The 23,910-nt window shown below is 65.9% G+C and carries 21 protein-coding genes; 8 read left to right on the plus strand and 13 right to left on the minus strand.

Annotated features, from left to right (window positions below; translation table 11 throughout):
• Nucleotides 1-116 precede the first annotated feature (116 nt).
• The 6 genes from ABIC09_RS25490 (at nt 117) to ABIC09_RS25515 (ending at nt 9,893) form a co-directional block, all read left to right on the plus strand.
• Nucleotides 117-1,115 (plus strand): AAA family ATPase, encoded by a 999-nt coding sequence (locus ABIC09_RS25490; protein ID WP_354110989.1) that lies wholly within the window; start codon nt 117-119, stop codon nt 1,113-1,115.
• A complete protein-coding gene (locus ABIC09_RS25495; RefSeq protein WP_354110990.1) occupies nt 1,115-2,059 on the plus strand; it encodes a DUF58 domain-containing protein in 945 nt (314 codons plus the stop codon). The genes ABIC09_RS25490 and ABIC09_RS25495 overlap by 1 nt, the downstream gene beginning before the upstream one ends.
• Nucleotides 2,056-4,869 carry a DUF4159 domain-containing protein gene (locus ABIC09_RS25500; protein ID WP_354110991.1) on the plus strand — a complete coding sequence of 938 codons (2,814 nt, stop codon included), beginning with the start codon at nt 2,056-2,058 and terminating at the stop codon, nt 4,867-4,869. Before ABIC09_RS25495 ends, ABIC09_RS25500 begins: the two co-directional genes overlap by 4 nt.
• Nucleotides 4,870-4,876: 7 nt before the next feature.
• Complete coding sequence (locus tag ABIC09_RS25505) at nt 4,877-6,940, plus strand: hypothetical protein (protein WP_354084831.1); 2,064 nt, start codon at nt 4,877-4,879, stop codon at nt 6,938-6,940.
• A gap of 138 nt (nt 6,941-7,078) precedes the next feature.
• On the plus strand, nt 7,079-7,477 hold the full coding sequence (locus tag ABIC09_RS25510; RefSeq protein ID WP_354110992.1) for a DUF2946 domain-containing protein: 399 nt from the start codon (nt 7,079-7,081) through the stop codon (nt 7,475-7,477).
• 148 nt (nt 7,478-7,625) lie between these two features.
• The gene (locus tag ABIC09_RS25515) at nt 7,626-9,893 is read left to right on the plus strand and encodes a TonB-dependent receptor (RefSeq protein ID WP_354110993.1); all 2,268 of its coding nucleotides are present in this window, start codon (nt 7,626-7,628) and stop codon (nt 9,891-9,893) included.
• A gap of 54 nt (nt 9,894-9,947) precedes the next feature.
• On the opposite strand, the gene ABIC09_RS25520 is transcribed toward ABIC09_RS25515, so the two are convergent.
• The 9 genes from ABIC09_RS25520 to ABIC09_RS25560 form a co-directional block, all read right to left on the minus strand.
• The gene (locus tag ABIC09_RS25520; RefSeq protein ID WP_148755621.1) at nt 9,948-10,331 is read right to left on the minus strand and encodes a RidA family protein; all 384 of its coding nucleotides are present in this window, start codon (nt 10,329-10,331) and stop codon (nt 9,948-9,950) included.
• Nucleotides 10,332-10,371: 40 nt separating this feature from the next.
• Nucleotides 10,372-11,997 carry an N-acyl-D-amino-acid deacylase family protein gene (locus ABIC09_RS25525; protein ID WP_354110994.1) on the minus strand — a complete coding sequence of 542 codons (1,626 nt, stop codon included), beginning with the start codon at nt 11,995-11,997 and terminating at the stop codon, nt 10,372-10,374.
• A 10-nt stretch (nt 11,998-12,007) separates the two neighbouring features.
• A complete protein-coding gene (locus ABIC09_RS25530; protein ID WP_354110995.1) occupies nt 12,008-13,327 on the minus strand; it encodes an MFS transporter in 1,320 nt (439 codons plus the stop codon).
• Between the two features lie 189 nt (nt 13,328-13,516).
• A complete protein-coding gene (locus ABIC09_RS25535; protein WP_148755618.1) occupies nt 13,517-14,287 on the minus strand; it encodes an IclR family transcriptional regulator in 771 nt (256 codons plus the stop codon).
• Nucleotides 14,288-14,413: 126 nt separating this feature from the next.
• Nucleotides 14,414-14,881, minus strand: a complete 468-nt coding sequence (locus ABIC09_RS25540; RefSeq protein WP_148755617.1) for a DUF1801 domain-containing protein — start codon at nt 14,879-14,881, stop codon at nt 14,414-14,416.
• A gap of 6 nt (nt 14,882-14,887) precedes the next feature.
• Complete coding sequence (locus ABIC09_RS25545) at nt 14,888-15,403, minus strand: GNAT family N-acetyltransferase (protein WP_354110996.1); 516 nt, start codon at nt 15,401-15,403, stop codon at nt 14,888-14,890.
• Nucleotides 15,404-15,457: 54 nt separating this feature from the next.
• Complete coding sequence (locus ABIC09_RS25550) at nt 15,458-16,393, minus strand: glycosyltransferase family 2 protein (protein ID WP_354110997.1); 936 nt, start codon at nt 16,391-16,393, stop codon at nt 15,458-15,460.
• Nucleotides 16,390-17,541 (minus strand): hypothetical protein, encoded by a 1,152-nt coding sequence (locus tag ABIC09_RS25555; protein WP_354110998.1) that lies wholly within the window; start codon nt 17,539-17,541, stop codon nt 16,390-16,392. The genes ABIC09_RS25550 and ABIC09_RS25555 overlap by 4 nt, the downstream gene beginning before the upstream one ends.
• A gap of 47 nt (nt 17,542-17,588) precedes the next feature.
• On the minus strand, nt 17,589-18,080 hold the full coding sequence (locus tag ABIC09_RS25560; protein WP_354033714.1) for an NUDIX domain-containing protein: 492 nt from the start codon (nt 18,078-18,080) through the stop codon (nt 17,589-17,591).
• A 92-nt stretch (nt 18,081-18,172) separates the two neighbouring features.
• Between ABIC09_RS25560 and ABIC09_RS25565 the strand changes: the two genes are divergently transcribed.
• A complete protein-coding gene (locus ABIC09_RS25565; protein WP_354110999.1) occupies nt 18,173-19,054 on the plus strand; it encodes a metallophosphoesterase family protein in 882 nt (293 codons plus the stop codon).
• Nucleotides 19,055-19,151: 97 nt separating this feature from the next.
• On the opposite strand, the gene ABIC09_RS25570 is transcribed toward ABIC09_RS25565, so the two are convergent.
• The 3 genes from ABIC09_RS25570 to ABIC09_RS25580 all read right to left on the minus strand — a co-directional run bounded on the left by ABIC09_RS25570 (nt 19,152) and on the right by ABIC09_RS25580 (nt 21,761).
• Nucleotides 19,152-19,706 (minus strand): hypothetical protein, encoded by a 555-nt coding sequence (locus ABIC09_RS25570; RefSeq protein ID WP_354111000.1) that lies wholly within the window; start codon nt 19,704-19,706, stop codon nt 19,152-19,154.
• Between the two features lie 188 nt (nt 19,707-19,894).
• Nucleotides 19,895-20,104: a DUF4170 domain-containing protein gene (locus tag ABIC09_RS25575; protein WP_008137787.1), complete on the minus strand. Its 210-nt coding sequence runs from the start codon at nt 20,102-20,104 to the stop codon at nt 19,895-19,897.
• 22 nt (nt 20,105-20,126) lie between these two features.
• Nucleotides 20,127-21,761 (minus strand): isocitrate lyase, encoded by a 1,635-nt coding sequence (locus ABIC09_RS25580; RefSeq protein ID WP_354111001.1) that lies wholly within the window; start codon nt 21,759-21,761, stop codon nt 20,127-20,129.
• 208 nt (nt 21,762-21,969) lie between these two features.
• Here ABIC09_RS25580 and ABIC09_RS25585 point away from each other — a divergent pair, with 208 nt between their 5' ends.
• Nucleotides 21,970-23,415 (plus strand): helix-turn-helix domain-containing protein, encoded by a 1,446-nt coding sequence (locus ABIC09_RS25585; RefSeq protein ID WP_354111002.1) that lies wholly within the window; start codon nt 21,970-21,972, stop codon nt 23,413-23,415.
• 144 nt (nt 23,416-23,559) lie between these two features.
• Here the strand turns inward: ABIC09_RS25585 and ABIC09_RS25590 are convergent, their stop codons facing one another.
• Nucleotides 23,560-23,853, minus strand: coding sequence for an antibiotic biosynthesis monooxygenase (locus ABIC09_RS25590; protein ID WP_045005289.1), 294 nt, complete (start codon nt 23,851-23,853; stop codon nt 23,560-23,562).
• Between the last annotated feature and the right edge of the window lie 57 nt (nt 23,854-23,910).

Raw genomic sequence — 23,910 nt, forward strand, 5'->3', positions numbered from 1 at the left:
ACATGGCCTTCCTGCAAGTCTAGCATGGGGCCCATGTGATCACGTGACGAGATCACGTGACGGCAGATGATCTGACGACGCAAGATTGCCGCGTGACAGGCTTAAGGAGCTAACGGATGGCGGAAAGTGTCGAGAAGCTCGAAGACGGCATCGTCCGTTCTGCCGAGCAGGTGTCGAGCCAGGTGCGCGCGGCGAAGGACGCGATCGCATCGGTGATCTTCGGCCAAGATCGCGTGATCGAGAACACGCTGGTCACCATCCTCTCCGGCGGCCACGCGCTTTTGATCGGCGTGCCCGGCCTTGCCAAGACCAAGCTGGTCGAGACGCTCGGCGTCACGCTCGGTCTCGATGCCAAGCGCATCCAGTTCACGCCTGACCTGATGCCGTCGGATATTCTCGGCGCCGAAGTGCTCGACGAGAGCACCGCCGGCAAGCGCTCGTTCCGCTTCATCTCCGGCCCGGTCTTCGCGCAGCTGCTGATGGCCGACGAGATCAACCGCGCCAGCCCGCGCACGCAATCGGCGCTGCTGCAGGCGATGCAGGAGCAGCACATCACCGTGGCCGGCGCGCGCCACGATCTGCCAAAACCGTTCCACGTGCTCGCGACGCAAAACCCGCTGGAGCAGGAAGGCACCTATCCGCTGCCCGAGGCGCAGCTCGACCGCTTCCTGATGGAGATCGACGTCGACTATCCCGATCGCGACGCCGAACGCCGCATCCTGTTCGAGACCACCGGCGCCGAAGAGACGCTGGCCAAGGGCTCGATGAATGCAGATGCGCTGATCACCGCGCAGCGGCTGGTGCGCCGCCTGCCGGTCGGCGATTCCGTGGTTGAAGCCATCCTGTCGCTGGTGCGCTCGGCTCGTCCGGGCGAGGAGAGCGGCGAGGCCGGCAAGTTCATCGCCTGGGGCCCCGGCCCGCGCGCCAGCCAATCGCTGATGCTCGCCGTGCGCGCCCGCGCGCTGATCGACGGACGTCTCGCGCCGTCGGTCGACGACGTGCTCGACCTCGCCGAGCCAATCCTGAAGCACCGCATGGCGCTGACGTTCCAGGCACGCGCCGAGGGACGTACGATTCCGGACGTGATCCGGCAATTGAAGACACGGATCGGTTGATGGCCGCAGAGACCGGGCACACAGCAAAGGAGGCTTTAGCGATCCGACGTGCCGATGGCGAAAGCCGTACGCTCGCCGCTTCGCTGCCGCGCCTGGTGCTCGAGGCCCGCCGCATCGCCGCCAACGTCATCCACGGCCTGCATGGCCGGCGCCGCGCCGGCTCCGGCGAAAATTTCTGGCAATACCGCCGCTTCGTCTCCGGCGAGCCGGCGCAGAATGTCGACTGGCGCCGCTCGGCGCGTGACGATCATCTCTATGTCCGCGAGCTCGAATGGGAGGCCTCGCACACGGTCTGGATCTGGCCCGACCGTTCGCCGTCGATGGCGTTCGCCTCGAAGACCGCGCGTGACTCCAAATTGGAGCGCACGCTGATCGTTGCGTTCGCGCTGGCCGAGCTGCTGGTCGCGGGCGGCGAGCGCGTCGGCATTCCCGGATTGATGGCGCCGACCGCAAGCCGCAGCGTCATCGACAAGATGGCGCAGGCGATGCTGCACGACGACGCCGACCGGCTGAGCCTGCCGCCGTCCTTCGTTCCTGCCGCGCTGGCCGAGACCATCGTGCTGTCGGATTTCTGGTCGCCGCTCGCGGAGATCAGGACCACCCTCGCAGGGCTCTCCGGATCCGGCGCGCATGGCACGCTGGTGCAGGTCGTCGATCCCGCCGAAGAGAGTTTTCCCTATTCCGGCCGCGTCGAGTTCGTCGAGCCGGAAGGCTTTGGCGTGATCACCGCCGGCCGCGCCGAGAGCTGGGTGGAGGATTACACCACGCGGCTGGCGCTGCATCGCGACCAGATCCGCGCCGAGACCAACAAGCTCGACTGGCTGTTCGCGACGCACGCGACCGACCGCTCGGCTGCCGAGCTGTTGCTGTTCCTCCACGCCGGCATGCAGGTGAGCAAGTCGGGCGCCCGCACCACCTCGATCAAGGCGGGGCCGGCCGCATGATGGGATTGCCGCTCGCCTTCACCGAACCGCTGCTCCTGATCGGCCTCGTCAGCCTGCCGGTGCTGTGGTGGCTGTTGCGCGTGATGCCGCCGCGGCCGCGCCGTATCGAATTTCCGCCGACCCGCCTGTTGTTCGACATCGCACCACGGGAAGAGACGCCAGCGCGGACGCCGTGGTGGCTGACCGCACTGCGCCTGCTCGCCGCAGCCCTGGTGATCTTCGCCGCCGCCGGCCCGATCTGGAATCCGCAAACCGGCCTCGCCTCCAGCAAGGCGCCGCTGATGATCATGCTCGATGACGGCTGGAGCGCCGCCTCGAACTGGGACACGCGGATCCGGGCCGCCGACGAGCTGATTGCCAATGCCGACAATGACCGCCGCGCGATCGCACTGGTGCCACTGTCCGAGCCGAACCGCGACATCACGCTGATGCCGGCGGGCGCTGCGCGCGTTGCGCTGCGGCAGATCGTGCCAAAGCCCTATTCGATCGAGCGCGTTGAAACCCTCACGGCAATCGATCGTTTCCTGAAAGCGACCGGCGACTGCGAGATCGCCTGGCTGTCTGACGGCGTCGACACCGGCCGCGGCGAAGAGTTCGTGCAGGGGCTCGGCAAGACCCTAGGGGATCGCAGCTTGACGGTGTTCGAAGGCGGCACCTCCTCCCCGCTGGCGCTGGTCGCGGCGGAAAACGCGGCGGCGAGGATGACGGTGAAGGTGCTGCGCACCGACAGCGGCATTGCCGCCGGCACCGTGCGGGCACTGGACCAGAAGGCCTCGCCGATCGGCGAGGCGCGCTTCACCTTCGGCCCGCAGGACAAGGAGGTCGAGGCAGCGTTCGACCTGCCGGTCGAACTGCGCAACGACATCTCGCGGCTCGAGATCTCCGGCGAGCGTTCGGCCGGCGCGGTGCAGCTGCTCGACAAGCGCTGGCGGCGGCGCGCCATCGGCATCGTCTCGGGCGCGACCAGTGAGACCGCGCAGCCGCTGCTGGCGCCGACCTTCTACCTGACGCGCGCGCTGGCGCCGTTCGCCGACGTGCGGCTCGCCGACAAGGGCTCGCCGCAGCAGGGCATCACCCAATTCCTCGACCAGAAGCTGCCGATGATCATCCTCGCCGATGTCGGCACGGTCGCGCCCGAATTGCGCGAGCGTCTCAACGCCTGGATCGACCAGGGCGGCGTGCTGGTCCGGTTCGCCGGCCCGCGGCTGGCGCAGGCCGACGACGATCTCGTGCCGGTCAAGTTGCGCAAGGGCGGCCGCACGCTCGGCGGCAGCCTGACCTGGGAGAAGCCGCAGCATCTTGCCAGCTTCGCCGCCGACGGTCCGTTTGCCGGCGTCGTCGCGCCCAAGGATGTCACCGTGAGCCGCCAGGTGCTGGCCGAGCCCGATGCGGTGCTCGCCACCAAGAGCTGGGCCTCGCTCGAAGACGGCACGCCGCTGGTCACCGGCGAGCATCGCGGCAAGGGCATCGTCAGCCTGTTCCATGTCAGCGCCGACATGCGCTGGTCGGATCTGCCGATGTCCGGCACCTTCGTCGAAATGCTCCGGCGCGTCGTCGACATGTCCGGCTACACTGCCAAGCCCGGCGCCGGCGTTGCCGCTGAGGCCAGCACCGAGACGCTGGCGCCGCTGCATCTGCTCGACGGCTTCGGCGCTTTCGGCCCGCCGCCGGCCACCGCCAAGCCGCTGACGGCTGATTATCGCGACCGCGCCACGCCGGATCATCCGCCCGGCTTCTACGGTCCGGCAGAAGGACCGCTCGCCGTGAACACGCTCGCAGCCGCCGACCGCATCGCGGCCCTCAACACCGCAGGGCTCCGCGCCCGGCACGCCACCTACACCAACGCCGAGCCGCGGGACTTGCGCGGCTGGCTGCTGTCGAGCTCGCTGGCGCTGTTTCTGGTGGACGCCATCATCGTGGCGCTGCTCGGCGGCGGCCTTGCCGCACTGCTGCGCCGGCGCGCAGCGCCCGCCATGATCCTGCTTGGCTTCGTGCTCGCAGGCATGGCCGTGCTGACGCCGACGCCGTCGCGCGCCGACAGCGCGTCGGACGAGTTCGCGATGAAGTCGACCTCGCAGACCCGCCTCGCCTATGTCGTCACCGGCAATGCCGACGTCGATTCCATCGTCAAGGCGGGCCTGTCCGGCCTGACACTGTTCCTGGCGCAGCGCACCGCGCTCGAGGCCGGCGATCCCGTCGGTGTCGACCCCGCGCGCGACGAGCTGGCCTTCTTCCCGCTGATCTACTGGCCGATCGTGCCGGGCGCGCCGAAGCCGCCGCAGGACGCCATCAACAAGATCGACGCCTATATGAAGCAGGGCGGCACCGTGATCTTCGACACCCGCGACGCGGTCGAAGCGCCGCCCGGCGAGAACGGGGCCTCGCAGACGCCGGGCATGCAGGCCTTGCGCGAGATCCTGTCCTCGCTCGACGTGCCCGAGCTCGAGCCGGTGCCGCGCGAGCACGTGCTGACCAAGACCTTCTATCTCTTGCGCGACTTCCCCGGCCGCTTCAACTCGGGCCAGACCTGGGTCGAAGCGCTGCCGCGCGAGGACGACGACGAGAGCGCGCAACGGCCCGCGCGCGGCGGCGACGGCGTCTCGCCGATCATCATCACCTCCAACGACCTCGCAGGCGCCTGGGCGCTCCGTCCCGACGGCCAGCCGATGCTGCCGCTGACCCCGGGCGAGCCGCGTCAGCGCGAATTCGCCTATCGCGCCGGCGTCAACATCGTGATGTACACGCTGACCGGCAACTACAAGGCCGACCAGGTGCACGCGCCGGCCCTGATCGAGCGACTGGGGCAATAGGATCGATATGAATTACGGCATTGCGTTCACGCCGCTGGTTCCCGCGATCGTCCTGTGGATCGCGCTCGCTGCCATCGTGGTCATCGCGATCGTGCTGCTGGTTGCGCGGGCGCGCGGCGCGGCGGTGCGCGTGGCGGCGCTGGCGCTGTTCTTGCTCGCGCTCGCCAATCCCTCCTTCACGCGCGAGGACCGCGATCCCCTCACCTCGGTCGCCGCGGTCGTGGTCGACAAGAGCCCGAGCCAGAATTTCGGCAAGCGCAACCAGGAAGCCGCGAAGGCGCAGGAGGCGCTGGTCGACAGCCTGAAGAAGATCAAGGGACTTGAAGTGCGCGTCGTCGATGCCGGACAGGCCGACGGCGAGACCGACGGAACCAAGCTGTTCGGCGCGCTGGCCTCCGCGCTGTCGGACGTGCCGGTCGACCGCGTCGCCGGCGCGTTCCTGATCACCGACGGCCGTGTTCACGATATCCCCGCCAACGCCGCCGCGCTCGGTTTCCAGGCGCCGGTGCAGGCGCTGGTCACCGGACAGAAGGACGAGCGCGACCGCCGCATCGCGATCACGGCGGCACCGCGCTTCGGCATCGTCGGCCAGAACCAGACCATCACCTACAAGCTCGACGACCAGGGCGTCACCGGCGAGCGCGCCAAGGTCACGATCCGCCGCGACGGCGAGGTCATCAACGAGCGCACGCTCTCGAGCGGCCAGAGCGCCAGCGTCGACGTCGAGATCAAGCATGCCGGTCCGAACATCGTCGAGATCGAGGCCTCGCCGCTCGAGCGCGAGCTGACGCCGGTGAACAATCGCGCCGTCGTCGCCATCGACGGCGTACGCGACAAGCTGCGCGTGCTGCTGGTGTCCGGCGAGCCGCATTCCGGCGAACGCACCTGGCGCAATTTGTTGAAGTCCGACGCCAGCGTCGACCTCGTGCATTTCACCATTCTAAGGCCGCCGGAGAAGCAGGACGGCACGCCGATCAACGAATTGTCGCTGATCGCGTTTCCGACCCGCGAGCTGTTCCAGCAGCACATCAACGAATTCCAGCTGATCATCTTCGATCGCTACGCCCGCCAGGGCGTGCTGCCGATCGCTTATTTCGACAACATCGCGCGCTACGTGCGCGCCGGCGGCGCCGTGCTGGTGTCGGCCGGCCCCGACTATGCCTCGACCACCAGCATCTGGCGCACGCCGCTCGACACGGTGCTGCCGGCAGAACCCGTCGGCGTCACCGAGAAGCCGTTCTATGCGCATCTTTCCGACATCGGCAAACGCCATCCCGTCACGCGCGGGCTGGAGGGCTCGGCGTTCGAGCCGCCGCACTGGAGCCGCTTCTTCCGCACCGTCGAGACCCGCAATTCGGTCAACCCGCCGGTGATGACGGGCGCGGACGGCAAGCCGCTGCTGTTCCTGTCGCGCTTCGGCGAGGGCCGCGTCGCGCTGCTGCTGTCCGACCACATCTGGCTGTGGGCGCGCGGCTACGAGGGCGGTGGTCCGCATCTCGATCTGCTCAGGCGGATGTCGCACTGGCTGATGAAGCAGCCGGACCTCGACGAGGAAGCGCTGCGGCTCCAGGTGCAGGGCAAGGATCTCGTCGTGGTGCGCCAGACCATGGCGGACAGCGTGCAGCCGGTGAGCGTGACCTCGCCCTCCGGCGTCTCGCGTGATCTGACGCTCAGCCCCGGCGATCCCGGCGAGTGGCGCGCAAGCCTTCCCGCGAGCGAGCTCGGCCTGTGGCAGGCGACCGACGGCACGCTGAAGGCACTGATCAATGTCGGCCCGACCAATCCGAAGGAGTTTTCGGAAGTCACCTCCACCACCGAGACCTTGAAGCCGCTGACCCAGGCGACCGGCGGCAGCGCCGTGCGGATCGCGGATGGCGGCAGCGTCGAGCTGCCGCGCATCGTGCCGGTGCGCTCGACCAGCGTGTTTGCCGGTGACGGCTGGATGGGCGTGCGGATGCGCGACGCCAGCGTCGTCAAGGGCGTCGGCGTGCTGCCGATCTTTGCCGGCCTGATCGGCCTGCTGCTGCTGCTCGGCGCCTTCGCCGCGACCTGGGTGCGCGAAGGGCGTTAGTTGCCGGAACGACACATCTTACAACGGTCCGCCTTGGCCGTTGCGGCGGCGGTTGACATCCGCTGACCCTTGCTGCGATGTTACAATATAACATCGCGACGCCGATCGGCGCCTCGCGATGCGGGGTGGCGTTTCCAGATGAAGTGGTTCCGGTCGAATATCAGGCACGGCGCCCGGCTCGCGTTGTTCGCGATGCTGGTGCAGTTCGCGCTGACCTTCGGTCATAGCCATTGGTTCGCGCAGGCCGCGCCCCTCGCCCAGTCTCAGCCGGCCGACAGCGCCAAGAGCATCGCATCGACCGACAGCGCATCGGTCCAGAAGCAGTCCCCGACAAATCCCGATCGCGAACGGCCGGGCGAGGACAATTGCGCGATCTGCGCCTTGGTCGCGATGGCCGCCACGGTCACGTTCGCGACGCCGCCCCTGCTGTTGCTGCCGCAGGCGGTCGAGCTGCTTTACCGCACCACCGATGCCGAATTCATCCATCTGCAATCGGCCCGCACGGCATTCCAGCCGCGCGCCCCACCTGCGTCCTGATCTCCATCGATTGAGCTGCCTTTGGCATCGGCCGCGCGTCGCGCCGATCCCGCAAGGTTATCGAAATTGATCCGTCGCGTGTCGACGGCGCGTATCGCCCGCAAAGCCTCCAAAAGAAAGCGGCGGTGCGCGATCGGAAATCAGGACAATGGTGTCTTCAAAAGCAATATTGGCGGGCTCGAGCCTCGCCGCACTCACGCTGTTCTATCCCGGCGGCAGCGCCATGGCGCAGACGACGGCTCCCACCACGACGCTGCCGAGCGTCGAAGTCGATGCGCCCAAGCAGACCCAGGCGCCGCGCCGCCCCAAGGTTCGCGTCGCCGTTGCCAAGCGGCGTGCGACAACGCAGGCACGGCCACAGACCGAGGCTCCCGCCGCCGTCGAGGGCCAGAGCGACCGGTTCGACGCGGCGCGCCAAAGCGTGCTTCCGCCCGGCGGCGCCACGGCCCACACGCTCAATCACCAGGCGATCGAGGCGCTGCCGCAGGGTACCAATGCTTCGCTGGACAAGGTGCTGCTGCAATTCCCCGGCGTCACCCAGGATTCGGCCGCGAGCGGCGATCTGCACGTCCGCAACGAGCACGCCAATCTTCAGTATCGCATCAACGGCGTCATGCTTCCCGACGGCGTCGGCGCATTCGGGCAGATTCTCGACACCGGCATCGTCGGCAGCCTCAGTCTGCTCACCGGTGCGCTGCCGGCGCAATACGGCCAGCGAACCGCCGGCGTGCTGGACATCACGACCAAGGCGGACGCCTTCAACAATTCCGGTGTCGTCGGCGTCTATGGCGGCAGCCACGGCACCATCTCGACCAACGTGGAATATGGCGGGACCGCCGGGCAGACGCAGTATTTCCTGTCGGGACGCTTTCTCCAGAACAATCTCGGCATCGAGAACCCGACCCCGTCGGTCAATGCGATCCACGACCGCACCAACCAGGAGAAGGGATTTCTCTATCTCTCGACGATGATCGATCCGACCAGCCGCCTCACCTTCATGAGCGGCGTGTCGAATGCGACGTTCCAGATCCCGAACAATCCCGGCCAGACGCCGGGTTTCACCGCCTTCGGCGTGTCGGATTTCGACTCGTCCCGGCTCAACGAGCACCAGAACGAGTTCAACCAGTTCAACGTCGTCTCCTACCAGACTTCGAACGGTGAGTTCGATACCCAGACCTCCTACTTCAACCGCTACAGCCAGCTGCACTTCTACCCCGACCCGATCGGCGATCTCGTCTTCAACGGCGTCTCCTCGGACGTCTATCGCCAGAGCGTGGTCAACGGCATCCAGCAGGACACCGCCTGGCGCATCGGCTACGCGCACACGCTGCGGTTCGGCCTGTCGGTGAGCGCTGAGCGAACGCTGGTCAACAGCGGAACGACGGTGCTGCCGCTGGCCGATCCCGCGGACCCGACGGCGGGCACGATCGACGCTCCGTTCTCGGTGTTCGATTCCAACGCCAAGACCGGCTGGCTGATCGGGACCTACGTCCAGGACGAATGGAAGATCACCAACAATCTGACCCTGAACGCCGGCCTGCGCTTCGACCAGATGTATCAATTTGTCGATGCCAACCAGCTCAGCCCGCGCGTCAGCCTGACCTGGAAGCCGTTCGACGGCACCACCTTCCACGCCGGCTACGCGCGCAACTTCACCCCGCCCTCGCAGGTGATCGCGACACCGGTCAATCTCGCGCTGGTGACCCCGCCCGGCGCGCCCGCCAACACGCAGACGCCGGAGGTCGGGCAGAACAGCCCGGTGCTGCCGGAGCGGTCGCACGTGTTCGATGTCGGCGTAGTTCAGAAGATCTATCCGATCCCCGGTCTCGAGGTCGGCGCCGACGCCTACTACAAGAAGGCGCGGGACCTGCTCGACGATGGCCAGTTCGGCGCGGCCTATGTGCTCAGCGGCTTCAACTACGATCGCGGCGAGAACGTCGGCGTCGAGCTGAAGTCGACCTATCGCAACGGCAATTTTAGTGCCTACGCCAACCTTGCCTGGGCCAAGCAGATCGCGACCAGCGTCGTCTCGAACCAGTATCTGTTCGGCGCGGACGAGCTTGCCTACATCTCGGGCCATTACATCTACACCGACCACGCCCAGATGCTGTCGGGATCGGCCGGCGCCTCCTATCTCTGGGAGGGGACGCGCTACAGCGTGTCGATGATCTATGGCAGCGGCCTGCGCTCGGGCTTTGCCAACACCGATCACCTGCCCGGCTACACGCAGGTCAATTTCGGCCTGTCGCACGATTTCAACATCGTCGCGCCGAACAAGCCGACGACGGTGCGCTTCGACGTGGTCAATGCGTTCGACACGATCTACCAGATCCGCGACGGCTCCGGCATCGGCGTGTTCGCCCCGCAATACGGACCGCGGCGCGGCTTCTATGTCGGCATGTCGCAGCGGTTCTAGCTGTGCGGCTTGCCTGCGTCGGCGCCTGCGGGCCCCGACGCAGCACAATCCGGCTCACCTGCGATAGGCGACGCAGTCGATTTCGACCTTGCAATCGACCACCATGCTCGACACCACGCAGGCCCGCGCCGGCGGATTGGCGCCGAAATATTCGGCGAAGACCTTGTTGAAGCTTTGAAAGTCTCTGGGATCGTCGAGCCAGACGCCGCAACGCACGACATCTTTGGGCTCGTAACCGGCCTCGGTCAGGATGGCGAGCAGGTTGCGGATCGCCTTGTGCGATTGGGGGATGATGCCGCCCTCGATCACCTCGCCGTTCTCCATCGGCGTCTGCCCCGAAACGTAAAGCCAGCCGTCGGCCTCGACCGCGCGGGCAAAAGGAAGGTGCTGGCCGCCGGTACCAGTGCCGCCGGCCGCGCCATATCGTTTCAGCGTCATTGGTCTCGTCCTGTCTGTGGTGATGATGTCTGCAGGGCCGTCATCCGGTGATCAGGGCCCGGCCCGGCCGCGCGAAGGTGCTGCGTCCGTCTGCAACCACGGCCTCGCCTGCGACGAATACAGAACGGATGCCTGCGGGCATTTCCGTCGGCGTCTCGAACGTCGCCTTGTCCATGATGGTATCGTCGAACAAAGTGAGATCCGCGACCATGCCTGGCCGCAGGATGCCGCGGTCGGACAGGCCGAAGCGCTGGGCGGGCATCGCCGTCATTCGCCGCACGGCGTCCTCCAACGTGAGCCAGCCTTGCTCGCGTGTCAGGCGGCCGGCGACGCGCGGGAAGCTGCCATAGGCGCGCGGATGCGGCTTGGTCCCTGGGCGCGGAATGCCGTCGGAGCCGACCATGTGCAGGCGATGGGTGAAGGCGGCGCGCAGATCGGCCTCATCGAGCTGGAACATGATGATGCCGGTCTGGCCCTGGTCCTCCTCGATGCACCGAACCATGAGATCGAACGGCGAGATGCCGAGCTCGCGCGCGGCATCGACCATCGACTTGCCCTCGAGTGGCTTCAGCGCGGGATTGCCGGTGCCGGAGATGCGCACATTGTGCCAGCCGATCAGCACGATCTTGGACTGCGCGGCATGCGGATCGGGATCGCCCTCCTCCACCAGCACGCGCAGCGCCTCGCGGCTGGCCGGATCGCGCAGCCGCGCGCGCAACGCGTCGATGCCGCCTTCCAGCGCCGCCGGCGGCAACAATTGCAGCATGTAGGAGCTGCCGGCGGGATACGGATACATGTCGAACGAGATATCGATCCCCTCTGCGCGCGCGGCCTCGAGCCGGTCGAGCGCCTTGGGGATCGCGCCCCAGTTCGGCTTTCCCGCCGATTGCAGATGCGACAGCAGCCCCGCGGCTCCGGAGGCGCGCAGGATCGCGATGAACTCGTCGATGGAATTCAGCAGGCCCGCTTCGTAGCTGCGGATATGGGCGGTGAGCAGCTTACCGTGCGCGCGCACCGTCTCCGCCAGCGCGCACAGTTCATGGGTGTCGGCATAGGCGCTCGGCGGATAGACGAGACCGAGCGACAGGCCGGCAGCGCCTTGCCTGAGTTGCTGGGCGAGCAGCGCCTGCATCGCCGCGATCTCCTGCGCCGTCGCCGCGCGGCGGTCGTAACCGAGCACCGCGAGCCGGATCGCGGCATGTCCGACCAGCGAGACGAGGTTGAGCGCCACGCCTGGCCCTTCCAGCGCCAGCCGGTAGCCGTCGAAACTGTCGAAGACTTCGTTCGAGCGGGTTTCGCCGGCGAGACCCGAGAAGTGCAGGCGCAGCATCTCGGCGGAGCCTGCGGTCGCCGGATAGAGCGAGAAGCAGCAATTGCCGACCACGAGCGTGGTCACGCCCTGCAACGCCTTCTCGGGCCTGTCAGGCTCGCGCAGGCAGATCAGGTCGTCATGGCAATGGGCGTCGATGAAACCCGGCGCGAGATAGCATCCGCGCGCGTCGATGATGTCGGCCTCCTCCGCCGGCAGCGAGGCGCCGATCGCCGCGATGCGGCTGCCGCTGATGCGCAGGTCGGCCTCGAACCACGGCGCGCCGGTGCCGTCGATCAGCCGGGCATTGCGGATGAGAGTGTCCCTGGCTCTGCTTTGGCTTGTTCCTTGGGGCATGGCCCTCTCCTCAGTGGACCGGCACGGCGTCCGGCGGCGGTGCCTCGGCGAAATCGGGAATCGATTCGATCCGCCCCAGCACCACGACATAGAAGAAGATGCCGATCAGCAGCACCACGCCGGCGATCATGAAGGCGCCGGCAAACGATTGAGTCCAGTCGACGACTATACCAGTCACGATCGGTGCGAGCACGCCCATCATGTTGTTGGTGAAATTGAGAATGCCGCCGACCGTTCCCGCCCCGCCCTTCGGCGCGATCAGCGACACGATCGAGGACCCCACGGGCGCCGCGGCCGACAATCCCGAGATCGCGATCGACAGCCACAGCAGCGCCCAGCCCGGCTTCACGGTGAAGGCGGCGCCGATGACGGCAAGCCCCATCAGCATGCCGACGATGATCACCGACTGGCGCACCCGCGTGCTGTCGTAACCACGGGCGATCAAATGATCCACCAGGAAGCCGCCGATCAGGAGGTCCGACAACGTCGCGAAAATCCAGGGAATCGTCGAATAGCCCGCGGCCGACATCAGATTCATATGCATGGTCTGCGCGAGATAGCCCGGCAACCAGGTCAGGAAGAGATAGAAGGTGTAGCCATAGGCGGAGAATCCGATGGTCAGTCCCCAGACCTTGCGGTTGCGCAAGAGGTAGCCGAGCATGCGGCTCTGCCCTGCCGTGGCCGGGCCTTCCGGCGTGCCGCCGCCGGCGACGATGTAGTCATGCTCCGTCTTGGACAGCTTCGGATCCTCGCTCGGATTCCGATAGATGACGTAGTAGGCGACGAAATACAGCAAGCTCAGCAGCGCGGTGACGCCAAAACCCCAGCGCCAGCCGTAGAGAAAGATCACATAGGCGACCAGCGGCACGCCGATCACGTTGGAGAATTTGGCGGCGGAATCGAAGATCGCAGTCGAGCGCGCGCGCTCATCGAGCGGAAACCAGTGCCCGGTCGCCTTCTGGCTGGCCGGAAAGGCCGGTGCTTCCGCGACGCCGAGCAACAGGCGCGCGCCGGCGATTCCCCAAAGTCCGCTGGCGAGCGCGGTGATGGTGGCGGCGACCGCCCAGAGGAAGCTGCTGGCACGGCCGACCATGGTGACGCCGAAGCGGTCGAGCACCATGCCGCCGGGGACTTGCAGCAGCGAATAGGTCCAGAAGAACGCGCTGCCGAGCAGCCCGATATCGGTGGCGGTGAGGCCAAGCTCACTGGTGAGCTCGGGCGTCGCGGCGGACAGCCCGACGCGATCGATGTAGTTGATGAGAATTCCGACGCCGAGGAGACAACCGATCAGCCAGCGTCGCCCGGGTACCTGTCGTCTTGCATTTGCCATTTCGAATCCTCGCCTGGAACGCAGGGTCGCGCCTCTTACGGCCGGCTGCTACATTGTCTCTTATAACGGACAACATTATCTTATAGCATTACGTTAGATATTGCAGCGGCATGATGTCAAGAGTGGACACGCGGGGCCGCGACGGCCCGATGCCAGTGCATCGGCCGTGGCGCTGCCGGTCGACTGGGTTCAGTGGCGATCCGAGAGTTCGGTTGCGGTGGCAACGAGGTCGTCGAGCAGCGCGGTCCTACGCTCCTTCACCGAATCCGCGGGAACGACGAAGCAGAGCGTCGCGACCGCGACACCCTTCTTGTCGCGGATGGGGGCGGCAAGACACGACGTAAACCGATCGGACAGCGCCGTCGTCACGCATTTGCCGTCACGTCTCGCGCGTGCGACGTCCTTGATGAAATCGTCGATATCGAGGACGCGGCCGTCCGGAAGGCGAAAATCCTCTTTCGGAACGAACGCGCGAATCTCTGCCGGGCTCATGTGATCCAGCAGCAACCTGCCGGATGCAGTCCACGGCAGCGGCACCTCGATGCCGACATCCGTCGTGATCCGGAACAGGCCCGACCCGTCCCGCGTATCGACCACCACATATTTGCGGCCACGCAGCGCGCAGAGTTGCGCGGTGGCACTATGCTGGGTCGCCAGCCGGTCGAGGGCTTCGCGGCATCGGCGATGCAGGGGATTGGCCTCCGCATAGGCCCGCCCGTAGAGATGCACCGCCTTGCCGAAATAGACCTGACCGCCCTCGCCAACGCTCTCCAGCAGGTCCGCCTCGATCAGGCGGTTGGCGATGGCATAGACGGTCGAGCGCGGCGCGCCCATCTGCTTGGCGAGGTCGCTGAGCCTGGAGGGCGCGCGCAAATGCAGCAGCGCTTCCAGGAGATCGATGGTCCGATCAATCCCATTCTGGCGTTCCGCGGGCGAGGTGCCCTTTTTGGATGCGGCCAAACTTCACATGTCCTTCGTCAGCTTCGCGGCCTGCTGTTTTTGGCATAAACCGCGCCGACGGTACAGCGTGCCCGGCTTTCCGCGTTCAGAATAACGCCCCAGAGCTATTTGCCGGGCACCGGCGAGTCACGAGCCCTGCATATAGCGAACGGGGTTTTCAGGATCCGCTTTGAAGATGCCGGCAACTTCCGCGACGAGGGTCGATACGGCATCCTGATCGAGATCCTCGAACCGCTCGAAACTGAAGTTGTTGCCCCCCATCCGCAGTTCGCCGAGCTCTCCCGCATAACGGGAGACGATCGGCGCACCTTGCCTGGTAACCGCCACGTACACGCTGATGTAGTTCTTTTGGAGCGCAACACCGATCACCGGCCACTCCGTGCTTTTTCCCGACTTGACGGCGTAGCGAAACTTGCCGTAGCCGATCATCTTCATGCGCATTCCCGCCTCTCCCGCGGGCGTTCCTCGGTGGAAATAGCGCTTGAGGGTCGGCGCAACCGAGACGACCAGCTTGTGCAGTTCGGTCAGATCTCGCCTTCGCTGCGGATCGAAATCGAGGTAGGCCTGCAATGTGTCGGCTGTCACCCGGAACATGTGAGCCTACCCGCGCGCCTTGCTCCAGTCGGGAGCGACCTTGCCCGAGACGCCTTCGAAGGCGCCGTCGACGAGCTCGAACACCAGGACGCGGGCGGCATCGACCGGGCCCGGCATGGTCACGCGTCCCTTGGGGACGAGCTTGAAGCCGACGCGGCTGTAATAGGGCTCGTCGCCGACCAGCAGCACGAGGCGATGGCCTTTGTCCCTGGCGTCCTTCAGCGCCCGCTCCATCAGCATGCGGCCGATGCCGCGGCTGCGAAATGGCGGCTCGACGGTGAGCGGCCCGAGCAGCAGCGCCGGCGTCTCACCGATCACGACCGGTAATTGCCTGACGGAGCCGACCAGCAGCGTGCCGATGCGGGCGGTGAAGGAGACGTCGAGCAGATGGTCGACGTGTTCGCGGATGCGGTAGGCGCTGAGCACGAAGCGGCCGGGGCCGAAGGTGCGCTCGTGCAGCCGCTCGATCGCCTGGGCGTCGCCCGCAGCTTCGGGACTGATGGTGATTGAGAGATCGTTCATGTTGTTTCGCGGAGTAGCATCTGGACGTTCGGCAGTCCATGGCAGCGCCCGACTTCAGTTCCTTTTCGGCGCCGGCTGGGACAGATAGGCCAGCATCTTCATCTCCCGTCGCCCCCGCGTCACGGTATCGAGCACGAGGCCCGACGAGATCGACAGCAGCGCCATGATCGTCAATCCCATCGACAGCACGGCGGTCGGCAGGCGCGGCACCAGGCCGGTTTCGATGAATGTGACGACGATCGGGATCGCAAGGATGATCGCGGCCAGCGCCAGCAGGATTCCGATCACGGTGAAGAAGCGCAGCGGCCGCTCCGAGCGGTACAGCTTCAGAATGGTACCGAGAATGCGAAGGCCGTCGCGCCAGGTGTTGAGCTTCGAAAACGAACCTTCCGGGCGCGCGTAATAGGGTGTCTCGACCTCGGCAACCGGCAGCGACAGCTCCAGCGCGTAGACCGCGAGCTCGGTCTCGATCTCGAAGCCATCAGACAGCACGGGGAACGATTTGACGAAGCGCCGCGAGAACACGCGGTACCCGGACAGGATATCCTTGAACTCCTGTCCAAAGGTCGAGGACAGGAAGCCGGTCAGCATGCGGTTGCCGGTGCGATGGCCGAGACGGTAGGCGGCCTGCGACTGGTCGATGCGAAAGCCCACCACCATGTCGAGATGTTCGTCGAGCAGCTTGTCGATCATGGGCGGCGCGCTCGGCGCATCGTAGGTGGCGTCGCCGTCGACCAGCACGTAGATGTCGGCCTCGACATCGGCGAACATGCGACGCACCACGTGGCCCTTGCCCTGCCGCCGCTCGCTGCGCACGATCGCGCCGGCCTCGTGCGCGACAGCAGCGGTGCGGTCGCGCGAATTGTTGTCGTAGACATAGATTTCCGCCGCGGGCAGCGCCTTGCGGAAGTCGGCGACGACAGTCGCGACCGCCGCCTCCTCATTGTAGCAGGGCACCAGCACGGCGATGCGGGATTGAGCGGATGTCATCGCGGCAGCGCTCCCAGACTGGCCGGCTCGCGCCGGACCGATGCAGCCTCGCGCGCCTCGGCTGGCTGAAGCAGCCGGGCAAACGACAGCGTCCACAGCGACAACATCGCAATCGGCACGACGTAGTACGGTGTGAAAATCGGATGGCTCAGGAAGAAGCCGAGATTGACGGCGAGGTTGCCGGCAACGACGAAGGCAGCCTGCTGCATATGCCCCTCGCGCGACCACAACAGCGAGAGCGTCGCGCCGATCGCAAGCACGATCAGCACGATCTGCATGTCGCGCAAATACTGACCGAAAACCGCAAGATCGAACGCCGGCGCGACCAGATCGGCGCTGCCATAGGTCGTCGACAGCGCACTGCCGGCGTTGATGGCCTGGGCGGCCAGCGTCGGCGCCATGCCGACGAGCACGCCGGCACCGAAGGCGAGGCCCTGCACAAACGTTGCAAGCGAACGCGTCCACAGGAAGGGAATGCCGAGGAAGAGGAAGTAGCCGGCCGCGAGCAAGGCATTCGGCAGCCTGAAATTCACGGATGCGCCGAGCAGGAGGCCGATCAGCGCAATCAGTAAGACACTGCGCTTGCCCCTGGCCAGCCACAGCGCTGTCAGCAAGCCCGCGACCGCGCACAGCGCCATGGTCGGCGCGACCGAATAGCTCGCTTTCGCCGGATTGATCATGAGATAGACGGCAAGCGCGCCGAACACGCCAGCGCCCAGGATCGACGGCAGCGTCCGCGCCATGGCAATGCCTGATAGCGCGAGGCCGCACAGGATCAGGCTCGCCGCAATGTAGAGCGGCACGACCTGATGGCCTTGCGGAAACAGCGCCAGCAGAAAGCCGGTGCCCGGCGGATATTGCAACACGACCTTGCCGCCCGGCATCGGATTGTGGCAGGGCCAGCGGATCGGATCCTTCCATTCGGCGAAGGCAATGTCCTTCAGCTTGCCTTCGAAATAGCGGTCGTCGTCCCTGACCGCGTTGGTGTCGAGCCCACCGGCGCCGAAGCGCTGGAACAGATGCGCCTGCCGGAGATAGCAGATGTCGTCATAGACCCCGCGCGCCTCGCTCCAGCGCGACATTGTCGCAATGTTGCTGGCGAGGATCGCGAGGCAGATCAAGCCGAAGGCGAGTTTTGCGGCTTTCATCAGGTTTCCGTGGCGCCCATTCGGACTGGTACTAGCATAGCCCGCCCTCAGCGCCACGTCGCAATCACGGGCCTGCCGTGAAGCACTTCCGCGATCCGCAGCCGCGTGCCGGGGGTCGCCTCCTCCGGCAGCGCGGCGGTGTCGAAGAAGCCGCATTCGATGATCTCGTGGTTGGGCGCCGGCAACCTGTCCTGCCGGAAATGCCTGACGACATAGACCGCGACATGGTCGCGGCGGGAGATGTGGCTGTTGAGGAAGACGCCGTGCAGCACGGCCTCCCCGGTGAGGTCGATATCGCCCTCCTCCTTGAGCTCGCGGCGCATCGCCTGCTCCATGGTCTCGCCATAGTCGACGCCGCCGCCCGGCAGATACCAGCCCGAGACGTAGCTGTGCTTGACCAAAAACACCTTGTTGTCGGCATCGAGCACCACGGCGCGGACGCCGAGCGTCATACCGCGGACCAGCAGGAAATAGGCGTGGAAGACACGCCGCAGCAGCGGCTCGAATCTGCGTCGGATCTTGTCCAGGCGTTCCCCCATCAGGCTCTCCTGAAGCGCCCTTTCAAGCGTCCCTTGCACGTTGCCGGCGACCTTGCCATTACAGCGTGCGAATAGCGAGGCAACCGCGCGCCATGGCACCTTTCACGCTCGCCCATCTGTCCGACCCGCATCTGCCGCCGCTGCCGAAGCCGCGGCTGATCGAGCTCGCCGGCAAGCGCGCGCTCGGCTACGTCAACTGGACGCGCAACCGTCACAACTACCACCGCCGCGAGGTGCTCGATGCATTGGTCGCCGACATCAAGGCGCAGGCGCCCGACCACATCGCGGTCACAGGCGATCTCGTCAATCTGGCGATGGAGGCGGAGTTCGCGCCGGCGCGCGCCTGGCTCGACGGGGTCGGGCCGCCCGATCGCGTCACCACGATTCCCGGCAATCACGACGCTTATGTCCGCGTCACGCGCCATCGCTTCGGCGAGACCTTTGCGCCCTATCTTGCAGACGACGACGGCAACACCGGCTTTCCCGGTGTGCGCCGGCGCGGGCCGGCTGCGCTGATCAGCCTCTCCAGCGCCGTGCCGACGCCGCCCTTGATGGCGACGGGCACGCTCGGGCACGATCAGCTCGCCGCACTCGAACGGGTGCTCGATCAGCTCGCGGCCGAGGACGTCTTCCGCGTGCTGCTGGTGCATCACCCCCTGAAGTCCAGCGCATGGCAGAAGCGGCTGACGGATTCCGCGGCGCTGCTGGCGCTGCTCAAGCGCCACGGCGTCGAGCTGATCCTGCACGGGCACGACCACATCCATTCGACGATGTGGTTCGCAGGTCGGAACGGCAACATTCCCGCGATCGGCGTGCCGTCGGCCTCGGCGCTCGCGCACGGGCGACATCCAGCGGCGGCCTACAATCTGTTCGCGATCGAGAAGGACAATGCCGGCTGGCACTGCGAGCAGATCGTGCGAAGCATCGATCATGACCTGCAGATCCGCGAGATCAAGCGCGCGCGGGTGGTTTAGCCTTGCCGTCATTGCGAGCGAAGCGAAGCAATCCAGACTGCTTCCTCGGAGACAGCCTGGATTGCTTCGTCGCTTCGCTCCTCGCAATGACGAAATCTCACCAGCTCCGCAGCGCCGCGAGCACGGCGACGCCGAACAGCGCGGCGGCACCGAGGATGAAGCCGAACACGAACGGCCAGACGCGCGAGCGGCGGGGCGGCTCCGCGACCTCCGGCTTCGGCTCGGGCAGCACCACCATCGCGCGCTCGCGCTCGATCATGCGGCGGGCGACGTAGTCGGTCACGGCGTCAACGATCACCGCAGTGTCGTGCGATTCGGCGAGCACGATGCGGCCGAAGCGGCTGTCCTGGACGAAGCGGTACAGCCGCTTGTCGCGCCCCATCATGATGTGCGCGACGACGTCGATCCAGAGCCGCGGCGTATCGCCCTGGCTGATGCCGCGGTCGAACAAATCGATCTGATCCGGAACCTGGGCGAACAGCGGGTCGAGCGCGTCGTTGAGGATCTCGAGCCGCGCCACCTCGGCATCCCTGAGATCGACGACGACGCCGGTCCGGTCGGCGGCCTCGATCCGCGCGCGCAGCAGCGCATCGCGCAGCCGCACCGGGCGCGGCTGGCTGGGATGGGTCCCGCTGGTCTCGGGCTCTGACATTGTCGGCCTGGTCCTCGACTTTCCGCCATTAACCTATCAGCAACCAAAGCGCCCGCAAAGGGCCTATCATTCCAGATACTTACGACACCCACAGGCCGTTGATGTGTGCCAAAAGCAGACGATCCCACCCGGCTTGCGCCGGATGGGACCCTCCGTCCTTGGACGTCTTCTTATTTGTCAGGCAGCCGTCAGGCCGAGACCCGCGACGGCTCTTCCACGATCGAGAAACGGACGCCGGCCTTGTGGCGGTTCTCTTCCGAAACCGAGCGCCAGGCGTCTTCAGCTTCCTTGCGGGTCTTGAACGGACCCTGCACCTGGGCCGAGCCTTCGACGAGCTTGTGGAAGTTCATCGAGCCGAACTCGCCGCCGATCACCCAGAAATTGCTGCCCTTGGTCATATCAGTCTCCTGTTGCGTGGCGTTAGCCGAACTGGTTCATCGTGTTGTGGGCGCCGCCCGCCTTCAGGGCGGCTTCACCTGCGAAGTATTCCTTGTGGTCGTCGCCGATATCGGAGCCGGCCATGTTCTGGTGCTTGGCGCAGGCGATGCCCTGACGAATCTCCTGACGCTGGACGTTCTTGACGTAGCCGAGCATGCCCTGCTCGCCGAAATACTCGCGTGCGAGGTTGTCGGTGGACAGCGCGGCCGTGTGATAGGTCGGCAGCGTGATCAGGTGATGGAAGATGCCCGCGCGCTTGGCCGAATCCGCCTGGAAGGTGCGGATGCGCTCGTCGGCTTCAATCGCCAGCGGCGTATCGTCGTATTCCGGCTTCATCAGCTCGGCGCGGTTATACTTCGAGACATCCTTGCCGGCTTCCTTCATCGCGTCGTAGACCTGCCAGCGGAAGTTGAGCGTCCAGTTGAACGAGGGCGAGTTGTTGTAGGCGAGCTTCGCGTTCGGAACGACCTTGCGGATGCGGTCGACCATCTTGGCGATCTGCTCGATATGCGGCTTCTCGGTCTCGATCCAGAGCAGGTCGGCGCCGTTCTGCAGCGAGGTGATGCTGTCGAGCACGCAGCGATCTTCGCCCGTGCCGGGGCGGAACTGGTAGAGGTTCGAGGGCAGCCGCTTCGGACGCATCATCTTGCCGTTGCGGTTGATGATGACGTCGCCGTTGCGGGCGTTCTGCGCCGTCACTTCCTCGCAGTCGAGGAAGCTGTTGTAGAGGTCGCCGAGGTCACCGGGCTTGTGGCTGACGGCGATCTGCTGCGTCAGGCCGGCGCCGAGCGAGTCGGTGCGGGTCACGACGACGCCGTCTTCGATGCCGAGCTCGAGGAACGCGTGGCGGCAGGCGCGGATCTTCGCCAGGAAGACCTCGTGCGGCACGGTGACCTTGCCGTCCTGGTGACCGCACTGCTTCTCGTCGGAGACCTGGTTCTCGATCTGCAGCGCGCAGGCGCCCGCTTCGATCATCTTCTTGGCGAGCAGATAGGTCGCCTCGGCGTTGCCGAAGCCGGCGTCGATGTCGGCGATGACGGGCACGACATGGGTCTGGAAGTTGTCGACCTTCTCGATCAGCTCCTTCTCGCGGGCCTTGTCGCCTTCCTTGCGCGCCTTGTCGAGCGCGCGGAAGATGTCGTTGAGCTCGCGGGAGTCCGCCTGACGCAGGAAGGTGTAGAGCTCTTCGATCAAGGCCGGCACCGAGGTCTTCTCGTGCATCGACTGGTCGGGCAGCGGTCCGAACTCGGAGCGCAGCGCCGCGATCATCCAGCCGGACAGATAGAGGTAGCGGCGATCGGTCTTGCCACCGAAGTGCTTCTTGATCGAGATCAGCTTCTGCTGGGCGATGAAGCCATGCCAGCAGCCCAGCGACTGGGTATACTTGGTCGGATCGGCGTCATAGGCCGCCATGTCGGCCCGCATCAGCGCCGCGGTGTAGCGGGCGATGTCCAGGCCGGTCTTGAAGCGGTTCTGGATGCGCATGCGCGCGACGGCCTCGGCCGACACCCCATTCCAGGTCGGCTTGGTCTCGAGGAGCGCCTGGGCCGCCTCGATCTCGCTCTGATACGAAGCCGGACCCTGCAGGGAGTTCATGCCACGGGGCTGATAGTTCATGTTCGTCTCTCTCGTCTCTCGACATTTTTGACAGTGCATTGCGAAATGCGTGACAGGAGCTAAACGCGAGAAAGGGAAGTTCGTACAGAGGCCTTGTATTCGAATGGTGATGTCATGTAACATCGGAACATGTAATAGATGTTATTTTGTCAATCTTGTAAAATTATAAGTCAGCTTATCTGTCCTTAGCGCGTCTGGAGGCCTGAAAATGCCCGCCGTATCCGGGAAAAAGCTGTTCGTCGGTCCGCGCTTCCGGCGGATCCGGCAGCAATTGGGACTGTCCCAAACCCAGATCGCCGAGGGGCTCGGGATCTCGCCGAGCTATGTCAATCTGATCGAGCGGAACCAGCGCCCGGTGACGGCGCAGATCCTGCTGCGGCTGGCCGAAACCTACGACCTCGATCTGCGCGATCTCGCCACTGCCGACGAGGACCGCTTCTTCGCCGAACTCAACGAGGTCTTCTCCGATCCGCTGTTCCGCCAGATCGAGGTCCCCAAGCAGGAGCTGCGCGACCTCGCCGAGCTCTGTCCCGGCGTGACGCACGCGCTGCAGCGGCTCTACGCGGCCTATACCGAGGCGCGCCAGGGCGAGACGCTGGCGGCAGCGCAAATGGCCGACCGCGATGTCGGCACGCGCTACGAGGCCAATCCGGTCGAGCGCGTGCGCGAGCTGATCGAGGCCAACCGCAATTATTTCCCGGAGCTCGAGCAGGCCGCCGAAACCTTGCGGGACGAGTTGAACGTGCCGGCCGAAGGGCTCTATGCCGCGCTCGCCGCGCGCCTGCGCGAAAAGCATTCGATCCAGACCCGGATCATGCCGGTCGACGTGATGCGCGAAACGCTCCGCCGTTTCGACCGTCACCGCCGTCAGCTCCTGATCTCGGAGCTGGTCGACCCTCCGGGTCGCGCCTTCCAGCTCGCCTTCCAGCTCGGCCTCGGCGAATGCACGCAAGCCCTGGAGACCATCATCGGCCGCGCCGGCCCGCTCGACGATACGCCGCGCCGATTGTTCCGCATCACGCTCGCCAACTACTTTGCAGCGGCCGTGATGATGCCCTACCCGGCCTTCCTCGCGGCGGCCGAAGCCCTCAACTACGACATCCACGTGCTGGCGCAGCGCTTCAATTCCGGCTTCGAGCAGGTCTGCCATCGCCTCACCACGCTGCAACGGCCGAACGCACGCGGCATTCCGTTCTTCCTGCTGCGCGTCGACAATGCCGGCAACGTGTCGAAGCGCTTTTCCTCCGGCACCTTCCCGTTCTCGAAATTCGGCGGCACCTGTCCGCTGTGGAACGTGCACTCGACCTTCGACACGCCGGATCGCCTGCTGAAGCAGGTGATCGAGCTCTCCGACGGCACGCGCTATTTCTCGATCGCCCAGATGGTGCGCCGGCCCGTCGCGCCGCACCCGCAGCCGCAGCCGCGCTTCGCCATCGGCCTCGGCTGCGAGATCCGCCACGCCGCGCGCCTGACTTACGCCACCGGCATCGACCTGGAGAAGACGGAAGGCACGCCGATCGGCGTCAACTGCCGGCTCTGCGAGCGCGAAAACTGCGCCCAGCGCGCCGAGCCGCCGATCACACGCACGTTGATCCTGGACGAGACCACGCGACGGGTGAGCTCGTTCGCGTTCTCGAATGCGAGGGAGTTGTAACCCCTCTCCGTTGTCATGCTCCGCGAAAGCGGGGCATCCAGTACGGCGCGGCCATCGGTTCAATCATAGCCGTCTCGGAGTACTGGATCGCCCGGTCAAGCCGGGCGATGACCGTTGAGTTTGAGGCGCGAGCGATCCAACCAACTACGCCAGCGTATGCACGATCACCGGCCCCGCGGCGGCGCTCGCATGCCCCGCCAACAGCGACCCCAGATCCTTTTCGATCCAGGCAATGGCACGCCGGTTCGCCTCCTCCGCCTGCTCGAACTTGTCGAAGATGGAGATCGCGGTCACCGTGTCGTCGCCGGCATAGACGACGTAATAGGCCCTGAAGCCGTCGACGTCGCTGATGATCGGAACGGCGCCGTCCTTGATGCGGCGCGCCAGCTCTTCGGCGCTTCCGCTCTTCGCCTTGGCCTGACGGATGGCGGCATACATGGCATCCTCCCTTCGGCTTCTGATCCGGGCTTGATGCCCGAGCGGCATGTTACGCCC

Origin of the sequence: Bradyrhizobium sp. S3.12.5, from assembly GCF_040548225.1 — a bacterium.
Classification (GTDB): domain Bacteria; phylum Pseudomonadota; class Alphaproteobacteria; order Rhizobiales; family Xanthobacteraceae; genus Bradyrhizobium; species Bradyrhizobium cytisi.